Below are 12,127 nucleotides of genomic sequence, written 5' to 3' on the forward strand. Positions count from 1 at the left end.
TAGAACCCCTGGAGGGATGCAGTGGTTACTTATACACAGAGTGTAAAAGAAAAAAGCAGAGTAGAAGTATGGACTAGGGCTGTTAGAAAACTGACTACTGATAGGGAAAAGCATAGGGTTTTAAAGCCGAATTATATAAGGCGCCTTTGGGATTACGCTTTTGACGAGGTTCTACAAGATGAGAGTCCTAACGAGGATTTTATTGAGTCATGGACCAGATTTTCAAATAATCTTTACGAGACCAAGCAACCGCAAAACTTGAAAATTGCATACTTTTGCGGGCCGGAGCCTGAAAATGATTTGCGAATTATAGTGGCGCTAGGTGTTCAGATTGAGAATGTTTGGGCTATTGAGTCAGATAGAAAAATGTACTCTTCAGCACTGATTAAGGCACAAAAAAAATATCCAACATTAAAGATATTCAATGGTGCAATATCTGAACTCATGCGGGTCACTTCTTTTAAGTTTGATATAATTTACCTTGATTTTACTGGCCCTCTTTTTAGTCAGCAGTCAAAGCCGCTTCTAACTATAAATGCTGTCTTTGAAAACAGCTCTCTGAGTGATTTGGGGATTCTGGTAATAAATAGCTCTCTCCCCGAAAAAACCGAAGAAAATATTGAATTCTTGTCTTCTTATTTTCGTAGTCATCCATTTCTAGAGAACTGTATCCGTTCAGGTGACCCTAAAGATACTGGCTTTTGGGAAGGAGTTGATTGCTATGGGTTTGTTGACAGGGCCTACCAAGAGGAGCTTAAGGCGCTCGGCGAGCCTTGCGAGGAACGTTTGTTTGAGGACTTGATAAGCTCGCACTTCGACTCTGCATACAGTGCATTCTCAACGCATTATCCAACAATCTTTGCTAGCTACATAAGTCCGATGCTTAAGGTTGGTAGTAGCCCAGCCTTAAAACGCATGTTTTTGAGGATGGATGAAGCTCAGATAAAATCCATTATTAAAAAAATGTCTACCCCCCAAAGCTATGATTTCGAGGATGGACAGGTTGATGAGGCCACCCTCGAAGATTTGGATTTGTCAGGAGGTGAAATTTTCGAGCCGCATGAAGACTTTCCAATTTGGAATTTCTTGCTAAGGCTGAAGGAGTCTAAAAGTAAGCTGGGTCAGTACTGGTACGAGCAGTTTTCAAAAAAGAATGGGGCTCTGTCATATCTAGATAGCGTGCAACTTTATGATTTGCTCAGATATGCACAGTACTCATATAAAAGCACTCTGTCGGAAAGCTTGTCTCGGTCGATAAAGGAAATAATTAAATCTCTTCCTGATCCGCGCGGAGGCGTTTTTTGTGATGTACCGATGCCGCATTTATGGATAGAGCTTGCTTTAAATCACCTTGGGAATACGCACCACATAAACACGGACGCGCATTGGCGAGCCAGGTATAAAGCAAAGGAGCGGGAGATGTATCTTGATATGTTTGTTTTTGATAACTGCAGATCCCTGTATGACTGGCTTCCGATGGTGGATCTTTATGGAAAAGACACTGCGACCATAGAGAGGCAGATAATTATTCGTTCTTGCATGGATGCTATCACTAAGCAGAACCATTATTCGTCATTTTTTAGCTACTATGGCGCCAATCTAATTGGAGTCAATACAAAGAGATGGTCAGATTTTGGTGAGCTGAAAGAGCGATTTGATTTGAATGACTAGTATTGAAGCTAAGCATCTCAAAAGTTACTTGCTATGCGGGCGTTCCATCATTAGCAACAGCATTCCCCGAGGCTGACTGACTTGAATGCCTTTTGAGCTCCTTGATGATTCCACGGACCCTTTTGGCCGGTAGCGGTCGGCTTCCCAATGTCCGCTTATGGCCGATAGGTGCCTGTCACCAGCGCTTGGTACTGACCCTTAGCTGACGCTCGTAAGGGACTACCTTCCCTTAGAAGTTATGACATGAAGATGTTTAAGATCCCAGAGGCGATTCAACCACTGACGGCCCGGATGCTGTGCAGGGTAGGCGCGCTCAGCCTGATATTCTCTCGGCTTCATCGCGTTGATGAGGGGGGCTACGATGGGTTTTATCCCGAGCTGTGACCACAGAGAAGACGCTATTAGATCGCTCTCTGAAATCTATGCGGTTTCCACCGAGCAGATCGATAGAGTTCTTCGATCTCCGGAAGTGCTACAAATCGCAGAGGTGTACTCTCAAATTGATTCGCCCGGGTTCCACTTTGTGGTGTGCCACCTGCTGAAAGCTTCGCCTCGTGCCGACATTACCCACGCTTGTTACTACCATTCCACAAGCTACGATGGCTGCCCTTCATGGTTTGATGAAGGACTGCTGGGCGCGTCGCAGGGTGTAGCTCGCTTTCTAGACAAAGTCACCGAACGGTTCCCTCCTGAGAAGCAAATGGTTGCCAAACAGGCGGCTGAGGGAATCGTGAAGCTTCGCAGCGAGTACGAAGGCTCCACAGCCGAAATGAGTGGTCCCTACGCATGGAACACATTCACTGCTGCCAGCTCTAGCCCAAGCGGAATTTGCTATCGGGTTCCAGAGGCTATCCAGGATCTGTGGTCGCCAAGCTTTTGTGGGAACGGAGGGTTGGTCGATCTCAGAGGAGTCATCGAAGAATGGCTGAAACCCGTCGTAGTGAAGTTCAAAGGTAAAGTCTCAAACATCGATGACTATTGCGCCACGCTCTGGGCCTACTTACTTTCAGATAACGGTGAGTGCCACCTTACTCATACGTTCAGGGGCAATGGTTTCGCTATACCTAAAACGGACATCATTGCGCTGATGGACGTATCGTAATACAAGGCTTGGGCAAATATGCCGGCTGCCCCTTCGCGGACGCAGTGGAAACCGATGGCTACCCATGAGTTCTGAATAGCGGGTGGATGGCCGCCTTTGGCCGTTCTCTGCCGACCATGGCCACTTAGTCTGCCGAACAGATCCGATACAAATCGGTGGTCAGAACGAATGCATACAAGCTCAAGCGGAGTGCAAATTCGCAAACGCCTAGAGCTGTCGTTGTGGATTGAGAGTGGACGCATCAACGAAGGTCGCCTCAGCAGGCGACCTTCTTCTTAGGCTTTATCGGTATCAGCCAGCGCGAGCCTGTGGCGAAGACACGCCATCGGTCAGCGCAGGTTGAAGACGCAGCGCAACATGCTTGGCGCAGAGGCCATCGACGAGCTCACTAGGGGCGTACACCGGAGTCATGTCACAAGAAGCCGCACCTGCGCGTACTAGCAGTTTTTCATCAATGCAGGCGTTGCACCGTACAAGACCCGCAAGGCGAGCGCATTCAGCACACACGACAATATGCTCAGTCGGATCGTGATCGTGTGTATGTGAAACCTCAACGTGCGTAGCGTAGTGATCCCAAGAATGAGCACAGCGTATGGTGCCAGCTGATTCGTACTCAGCTGAAATGATGCGGGTAGTCATGATGGACCCTTCCTCTAAAAAAAGATGTGGAAAACTCTTTTTGAAGCGGCGGGTGTTAACGGAGTCGGTGTCGGAACTCGCTGAGCTCTGGACCGTAGGCGAAGAGAGGAACTCGGTTACAAGCAATCTCAGCAACTTTGCTGAGGTTCATGAAGGTGAGGTTTTCTTTCCGCAGGCGATAGATGGCAATGGCGGCCGAAAGGCCATGTGCAAAGCCTGAGAAAATAGACATCCCCCGACGCGAAAGCGTACGAATGGTGTCAATTGCGTCGAGACTAGATAAAGCGTCACTTACGATTACGCGCATCGCGTAATCCAAATAGCTCTCCTTAAGCTCGTCCTCAATGTTGGTTAGAAGAGCTTCTTTGCTCGGACCGCCGAGTCCTCCTGATTTCTCGGGCTGTGTTGCAGCAAGCGCTTCGTCGATTAGTCGATAAATCTTGTCCTGGTGAACATGCGCTTCGAGCAGCGCAATCTCGCGGGCTACCTCCTTTTCGCCCCAGGACTCAGCCGGAGTAGCATGAATACTCTCCTCAATGGCTGTGGTGTTGGGTTTAGGGCGGTTCATGGTTGCATCTACCTATAGTAGGTGGTGTAGCAGTTCATATGGCGTCCCAATATATGCATTAGAGAGCCCCCACTTCAACCAATTTTCTTTGGCTGCTTCTCGCCGTGGACTTACCCTTCCACCAGTTCTGAGACAGAACAGCCCAATCTTCACCACTGATCGCTTAGGCGTCCAGTCCAGCAGTGAGTGGCAGCTTCTGGCCGGTTAGCGACCGCCGTTCAGGCTAGTCATTCTTGTCCTCCCACACGTGGAGGACTTGCTATGAACATCATCGCTACCTGCAGCCGTCAGTCCTGGAACAAAGGAAATTGGTCGGACAGAAAACCCCACTCCGACTGAGAGATATCTGGGCCATCCGAGTAAGGCTTTAAATTGCAGAAAGATCCCGGGATCTGGCTCTCTTCGATCTGGCCATCGACAGCAAGCTTCGAGCCTGCGACTTAACCAAGCTCCGTGTGCGGGACGTTGCACATGGCGAGCATGTGTCATCACGAGCAGTAGTGATGTAGCAGAAAACACAGCGGCCAGTGCAGTTCGGGATCACTGAGCAAACTCGGGCGGCGCTCGCGGCCTGGATACATCAAGTACAGCTCCGCAGCGAGGACTACCTATTTCCGAGTCGACTGCATAGCTCAGATCATCTATCCACTCGTCAGTACGCTCGTATCGTCAAAGGCTTGGTGAAAGCCATTGGCCTTGATCCAGCTATGTATGGCACTCACACAATGAGACGCACGAAGGCATCACTGATCTATCGCAGGACGACGAACCTGCGGGCCGTTCAACTGCTGCTCGGCCATACGAAGCTGGAGAGCACCGTTCGATATCTGGGAATTGAGGTCGATGACGCCCTGGAAATGGCGGAACAGAGCGAAGTGTGACCATGTGTAGCGACGGTCAAAGTCAGGCCGTCGCTAACCGGCCAAAAGCAGACCATGGACACCATGCAAGCGCGCCAGTAACGTTGCCGTTCATAGTCATGCTAGTTACAGCGGAGGTAGCGATGGCGTCGGCAGAACACGACTATCAGCATTTCATGCAATGGCTTCATCGACCTGGCGGTAGTGTGCCAGAAGATGTACGTCGATTTGCAATGCTAGTGCTCGACGATTTTGAACGAGTTAGTGCCACTTCTCGTAATCGAAGTCAGCGGTCGGTGCATTTGGTTGAGCTGGCGCGCCAGCGACTTACCACGACTGATCCGGGGCAACCGCAGCTGGACGCCATAGCAGGGGGAGTAGGGTGGAGTTGGCAGAGGCTGTGCCACCTCTCGCTTGGGCCATTCCGGGGCTTTCGCAATGCTGAGGCGTTTGATCTAGCACGCCGTATCGTGTTGTTTTATGGCCCCAATGGTAGCGGCAAGACCAGTCTTTGCGAGGCGCTCGAGTTTGCCCTGCTCGGAGCTGTAGACGAGGGAGCGCAAAAGCGAATTGATGCTGCTCAGTACCTCCGCAACATACATGAAGGTCGGTTTGCACCTCCTCATCTGGCGGCATTAGATGCACATGGCCGGCAAGTTGCCGTTCAGGCAGATGCCGACGCATATCGGTTCTGCTTCATTGAGAAGAACCGTATTGACTCCTTTTCTAGGATCGCTGCAAAACCCGCCGGCCAGAAGACAGAGTTGATCGCCGCGCTGTTCGGCATGGACGATTTCAATGAGTTTGTGAGTCAATTTAACGAGTCAGTTGATGCGCAGCTCTCGCTTCAGGCTGGGCAAGGTTTCGAGCTTGCTCGTAGACGGCAAGCAATCGCTCATGACACTGAACTACTTACTGCTGAGCCTGCCAGTATTGCTGCGTTCGACCAGGCAGAGCGGCAGTATGCTGAGGCTTTCCAAGCCGGACTGACGTATGCCCAGTTGCAACAGGCGGTGGGCTCTGCTGACGCCCCGGGTCGATTACAGGCTTTGATAGAGATATTGAACCAACCTGCGCCGGCTTTGTACGGTATACGGCAGCAGGATCTCCTTGGGGCATTTCGCGTCGCAGATGAAGCTCACGATCTCGTTGAGCAACTCGCTGGCCAGCTGGCCTTGCAGCAGGATGGTGCCGCGTACCAAGGCCTCTACACTGCAGTTCTTGAGCTACAGGCACTTTCTCCAGACCATTGCCCCGCATGTGAGACTGCAATTGTTGGGGTGGAGCATGTCCATGCTGATCCTTTTGTTAAGGCTGCGCAGGGTCTGGAGCAGCTGCGGGAGCTGACTCAGCTCAAGCAGCAGCACCAAGCGGCTGTTGACCAGAGGCGGGTCGCCTCAGATGCATTGCGAGCGTTCTTCGCCAATTTCGCCCAGCGCGTCGGAGCTAGGGTTGATAGTGAGCATGAAGTTTTACGCTATCTGGCAAATCCAGGTGTCCAACCCGGCACCGCATGGTGGAAGGTAGGGTACAACCCAGTTGCCGGTGGCATCTCACTGGCACAGCAGGCAGTCAATTACGCGCGTCAGCTAGAGGAGGCGGATGCCGCTACTCAGCAAAATCTTCAGCAGCGGGCACAACTGATTGCTGAGCGAGATCGTCTTTCCGACGCTCGCATCGCATTGACTGAGCATACGACTCGACGCCAACAAGCCAGTGCAGCCATTGCTGCGGCTCGCCAGCGTGTCGATGCCTTTGAAGCGCAGAACGCCGGACTGATCGCCGCTGCCGCAGAAGAGGAAGTTCGCATTGCATCAGAGGTAAGAATTCAAGCTGCCTACAACGGATTCTTGGGCCTACTACGACAGTACCGCTCGGGGTTGCCGAGAACGTTGATGGCAGGTTTGAACACCTTGGCCATGGAGCTGTACAACGAGTTCAACGTCCGTGATGCCGACGAAGACAAACTGGCTGCGCTACACCTACCTGTCACCGGCGACGGTCGAATCGAGTTGAGCTTTCGAAGTTCCCCAGAAACGCGTGTTGATGCACTTCAGGTGCTGAGTGAAGGACATGTGCGGTGTCTGGGGTTAGCCATCCTGTTGGCAAAGGCTACCAACATCCAGGCGCCTACAGTGATCTTCGATGACGCGATCAATGCTATTGACCATGAACATCGTCAGGGCATTCGGGAGGCTTTGTTCCAGAGCGAGCGCTTTGCCAATACACAGATCATCGTGACCTGCCACAGCAATGAGTTCATTAAGGACATCCAGAATCATGTTGATCGTGCTCAGTGGGTGTCTTACACGTTCCGTCACCACACTGGGAATCATCACCCGCGCGTCCTACGGGATGTGCCGCCGCAAGCCTATCTTTTAAACGCAAGGGCCGCTGTTGACCGAGGCGACCATCGTGGGGCACTACAACCGTGCAGGCAGGCGTTAGAAATGCTCGCTAACAAGGTATGGCGATGGCTGGGGCAATGCGATCTAGGCGTAATCAGCGTCAAGTTGGCAGGTGTTGGAGATCAGCCCTCACTACGAAATTTGTGTGAGGGGCTCCGTGCAAGACTAAATGGCGCACGCACCTTTGAGCATAGTGATAAGCAGCCGTTGCTGGAAGCAATGGAGCAGATTCTCGGAATACCTGAGCAGACGTTGTTATGGCAATACCTAAACAAAGGCACTCACGAGGAGCAGGATCGGGAGGACTTTGATGAGGGGGTGGTCGAGCAGCTGGTTGTCCTAATGGAAGGAATGAATGCTTTGAGGCTGCGAAGCCGCTAAAAGCACCTCAAGCGGCCATAGAATCCTCAATGGCCCCTCCGGCAGCAGGTTGCCATTGGGCCGAGAGTCGCCAGTCGCAACAGGCTGAAACCTACCATTTGCAGCTGCTCGCAGATGTCTACCGAGTAAGGACCGATTCAGTGCCGCCTGAATGCGCGTAAGCGATTTCGTACGGCCCATCAGTAATCTTCTGACTTTCGGTTTCGGGTAAGTCCTGCGGTGAGCTAGGTATTGTTCAAAAAGCACTGACATGGACCGCGTAACGTGTAGGTCAATGTGACCGTAGCAGCAAAGGCCACCTAAGATGATGTCATTTGTTAGGTCGGCGCTCAGTGCAAGTTTGATGATTGCAAACGTATACAGTCAGCTCACTCAGGTACTGTACCCCGGGAGAAAGGAAGCATGAATTTTACTGGTCGTCCTGAAGCTGACGTATTCGCGGATCTTGCTGTTCTAACGGCACAGTCAGGTTACATCCACGCCATTGCACATATATGCCATCGAGACAACCTCGTAGCTTACGCAGGCGAGTACAAGGCATCTGACCTGAGCCACATGTTTGATTATGAGCGCCTCATAAGGACTGAGATTACTACGCTACTGGGTTTGATGATGCGACAGCCCCTTGATCTCACGCTCCCAACGGCGGAGACAATGCAGGCTTACATATCGCGCACCGACGAATTGATGAGGGAGCTGCATGATGCGCTGAACCGCCCGATGTTCGAATCGATGATCGAAAAATTTCGTGGCGGAAGGGATCCGAGCGATTTCTGGAGCGGCTCGGTGATGCGGGAACCCATTTTCTACGGTACCGAGTCTGCATACTCCTTCCAATACCGTGATTTGTTCCTAGAAAAACATAGCCCAGACGATACTTGGCTTCAGGAAAATACGGGGTTCACCAGTGCACAAGCGCAGCGGGTAGCGCGCACTATGTGTTCGCTGATGGATGAGAGGGCTACGGCCACCTTTGCCAAAATTCGGCAAGGCGGACAGCTTCCACCTTCAGTGCTATACCACTTTGAATTCACACCAGAAGAGATCGCGCAACGAAGCAGCCAGAGCATAGAGGTCGTGCAGGCGGTGTTCATGGCATTGACGCTTACGACCGGTAATTCTCAGTTTAACGAGCTTGGGGACTTCAATGCTGTTGCGGCCACCCCTTTGCTGCCCACCGGCCGAGGATCCGTGTTGCTCTTTCAGCATTACGCCATCTACGAAGCGCTGTATGAGTCGCCTTTTTTCTGGATGTGGAACGATAAAGCTTACAAGCAAACTGCGATGGACAACCGCGGCGCCTTTGCAGAGAAATTCTCCTCTCGGAGGCTGACTGCAGTCTTCGGTCAGGCGCGCGTCCATACGAACGTCAATATCTACCAAGGGAAAGACATCGTCGGAGAAGCTGATGTGCTGGTCGTCTTTGGCGACCGGATTATCATCGTTCAAGCTAAGGCGAAGAAACTGACGCTGGCAGCTCGCAAAGGAAACGATGGCCAGCTGAAAAGTGATTTTGCTGCGGCCATCCAAAAGGCTTATGACCAGGGGGTGGAGTGCGCTAATGCAATGCTCACTGGCAATTGCCGCCTAGTTGATGATCAGGGCCGAGAAGTCAATCTGCCTGAGTCAATAAAAGAAATTTCTCCATTCTGCGTGGTTTCGGACCACTACCCTGCCTTGGCATTCCAGGCGAGCCAATACCTGAAGCATCAAACGACAGACGTGATCCAGCCGCCGTTTGTAATGGACGTTTTTCTTCTCGACGTCCTCGCCGAAATGCTGGATACGCCACTTCGGTTTCTGAGCTACGTTCGTCTACGCGCGGCAGCGACAGGTAAGTTATCTGTCAATCATGAATTGACCGCACTGGCATACCATTTACAGCGTAATTTGTGGCTCGACCCCGAGTTCAACATGGTAATGCTGGAGGACTCAATCGCAGCCGAATTGGACACTGCGATGACTGTCCGAAGAGAGGGGTTTCCCGGGCAGAGAACCCCGTCTGGAATTTTGACAAAGATGGTGGGTACACTTTACGAGGGCCTTATTACCCAAATTGAGCGAAGAGCAGACCCCGCAATCCTCGAGCTGGGGTTCACCCTGTTGTCCATGGATGAGGACTCCTGCCAGAACGTTCATCGAGGCCTTGTAGCCATTACCCACCAAGCGAAGTCAGATGGCAAGCGTCATGACTTTGTCATCGGCGTGAGTTCAGGCGGCACCGGGATATGCTTCCATTGCAACCCTTCGTCTAGCCGAGACGCAATTGACGCGTTGCAACTACATTGCCAGAAGCGGAAGTACTCACTTCATGCCCGCACATGGTTTGGTGTGTCGCTGAGCCCGTATGCTGATATCCAATTCGGTGTGACGTTAGATTTTGCGTGGGCGCAATCGAGAGAGATGGATCATCTAACGAAGGGTATGAAGGCTCCCACATCAGTGAACGCGGCGTTCAAAACATTCGAAAGAAATATCCGTCCTAAGAAATGCGGACGTAACGAGCCCTGTCCCTGTGGCAGCGGGAAAAAGTACAAAAAGTGCTGCTGTTCCTGATAGCGATGAAAGCCTAGCGGTACCGGAAGGGACAACCTAGGTTTAGTACGGAAAGTACTGCCGTTAGCATCTCAGCGAGCAGATCAGAGTGCCATCGCCACAAAACTCCTGTATCGATGCTGAATCAGTTGATAGCTGCACAGAGGTATCAGATCAGGAGTTGCTCTTAACGGCTGCTATTGGCCGATTCTGTTGAAAAAGTAGCGGCCTCTCCATGCCGTTGGCAAAATTGCTCTGTCAGCGAGCGTGGGGGCGAACAGCATGATGGGACAGTTACCGGGAGGACAGCAGCGCCTGTTCTACTCGTTCAACCTGGAAGATCACGTCCCGGCTCAACACCTCCTGCGCAGCATCGACCAGTGCCTGGATCTCAGTGATCTGCGCGCCTACCTGGCGGACTTCTATAGCCCCATCGGACGCCCCTCGATTGACCCGGAATTGATGGTGCGCATGCTGGTCGTCGGCTACTGCTATGGCATCCGTTCCGAGCGGCGATTGTGCGAAGAGGTGCACCTGAACCTGGCCTATCGCTGGTTCTGCCGGCTGGGTCTGGAGGACGAAGTACCTAATCACTCGACCTTTTCGAAAAATCGCCATGGCCGTTTCCGTGACAGCGATCTGTTCCGCTGGTTGTTCAATGAGGTGCTGCGGCGCTGCATGGCAGCCGGCCTAGTCAAGGGCGAAGGTTTTGCCGTCGACGCCAGCATCATCAAGGCGGATGCCAGCCGGCAACGTGGGGTGGCGGGAGATGAGGTCGATTGGAGCGATCCAAAGCTCAGCAGCCGCGCCGTGCGCGAGTACCTCGAAGCACTTGATGAAGAGGCGTTGGCTGAGGCTCTTCCCAAGAAAATTTCGCTCACCGATCCTCAGTCCCGTTGGACAGCAGCGCCAGGTGGCCCGGCCTACTTTGCCTACTCCACCAATTACCTGATCGACACTGAGCACGGCGTGATTATGGATGTGGAAGCGACCCCGGCGCACCGTACCGCCGAGGTCGATTCGACCAGGACGATGGTCGAGCGTGTCGAAGCGCAGTTCGATCTCACACCGGAACGCCTTATCGGCGATACCGCTTATGGCACCGCCCCGATGCTGGCCTGGATGGTCGAAGAAAAGGATATCGAGCCGCATGTGCCGGTGTGGGACAAGACCGAGCGCAAGGACGACAGCCTCTCCAGTAACGACTTCCACTGGAATCAGGAGGCCAATGAATACCGCTGCCCAGCCGGCAAACCACTACGCAGTGAGTGGCGCGCCTTCACCCAGAAAAGATCGCGGGTGACCAAGGCCAACACCATCATTTATCGCTCCAGCCAAACCGACTGCACTACCTGTCCGCTGAAAGCGAAATGCTGCCCCAACACGCCGAATCGGAAGATCGTCCGCAGCATCCATGAGGCTGCCCGCGATGTGGCCAGGCGCATCGCCAAGACACCGGAATACCTCGTCTCTCGCTGCGAACGAAAGAAGGTGGAGATGCTGTTCGCCCACCTCAAACGGATCATGAAACTCGACCGTTTACGACTGCGTGGCCTGACAGGTGCCACTGACGAATTCACTTTGGCGGCGACGGTGCAGAACCTGCGACGCATGGCCAAGCTTTTGCCTCAAGGGCCACCGCTCACGGGATAGGTACGCCTGCTGAGAGCAGAAACCCTCAAATTAACCCTCAGGCCTGAGCAAGGACGCTCAGCGAAACGCCGAAAGGCAACCTGAGGTGGCTTGCAGCCACTTCGACAGCAGGTACATCCGACCGCCTTGCTGCCGCTAAACCTACTTTTTCAACAGAATCGGCCGAAACCAGTCATCAAACGCCGCCCGCGTCAGCGATAAGCGCCCTCGGGTCGAGACGGCCCCGGCCGGCTCGATGCACAGCACGCCAGCGCGCCCCGGCCCAGCCGGGAGACGCCATACTCTTTTGCACTTTTGCACTTTTGCACTT

Annotated in this window: 6 protein-coding genes and 1 pseudogene; 6 read left to right on the plus strand and 1 reads right to left on the minus strand. The window is 52.8% G+C overall.

The window, feature by feature from the left end:
• The first annotated feature begins 21 nt into the window (after positions 1-21).
• Positions 22-1,671, plus strand: a complete 1,650-nt coding sequence (locus ALTERO38_RS06055; protein WP_159967649.1) for a hypothetical protein — start codon at positions 22-24, stop codon at positions 1,669-1,671.
• Between the two features lie 361 nt (positions 1,672-2,032).
• Positions 2,033-2,773: a hypothetical protein gene (locus ALTERO38_RS06060; RefSeq protein ID WP_159967650.1), complete on the plus strand. Its 741-nt coding sequence runs from the start codon at positions 2,033-2,035 to the stop codon at positions 2,771-2,773.
• 694 nt (positions 2,774-3,467) lie between these two features.
• On the opposite strand, the gene ALTERO38_RS06065 is transcribed toward ALTERO38_RS06060, so the two are convergent.
• Entirely contained in the window at positions 3,468-3,980 is a 513-nt protein-coding gene (locus ALTERO38_RS06065; protein ID WP_159967651.1) for a hypothetical protein, read from the minus strand.
• A 261-nt stretch (positions 3,981-4,241) separates the two neighbouring features.
• Here ALTERO38_RS06065 and ALTERO38_RS06070 point away from each other — a divergent pair.
• The 4 genes and pseudogenes from ALTERO38_RS06070 (at position 4,242) to ALTERO38_RS06085 (ending at position 11,817) form a co-directional block, all read left to right on the plus strand.
• Positions 4,242-4,861 (plus strand): annotated as a pseudogene (locus tag ALTERO38_RS06070) (tyrosine-type recombinase/integrase).
• A gap of 122 nt (positions 4,862-4,983) precedes the next feature.
• Positions 4,984-7,629, plus strand: a complete 2,646-nt coding sequence (locus ALTERO38_RS06075; protein ID WP_159967652.1) for an AAA family ATPase — start codon at positions 4,984-4,986, stop codon at positions 7,627-7,629.
• Positions 7,630-8,031: 402 nt separating this feature from the next.
• On the plus strand, positions 8,032-10,185 hold the full coding sequence (locus ALTERO38_RS06080) for an SEC-C metal-binding domain-containing protein (protein ID WP_159967653.1): 2,154 nt from the start codon (positions 8,032-8,034) through the stop codon (positions 10,183-10,185).
• A gap of 261 nt (positions 10,186-10,446) precedes the next feature.
• A complete protein-coding gene (locus ALTERO38_RS06085) occupies positions 10,447-11,817 on the plus strand; it encodes an IS1182-like element ISCfr1 family transposase (protein ID WP_159967654.1) in 1,371 nt (456 codons plus the stop codon).
• Positions 11,818-12,127: the final 310 nt, after the last annotated feature.

The organism is Pseudomonas sp. 9Ag, assembly GCF_902506445.1.
In the GTDB taxonomy this organism is placed as follows: domain Bacteria; phylum Pseudomonadota; class Gammaproteobacteria; order Pseudomonadales; family Pseudomonadaceae; genus Stutzerimonas; species Stutzerimonas stutzeri_AB.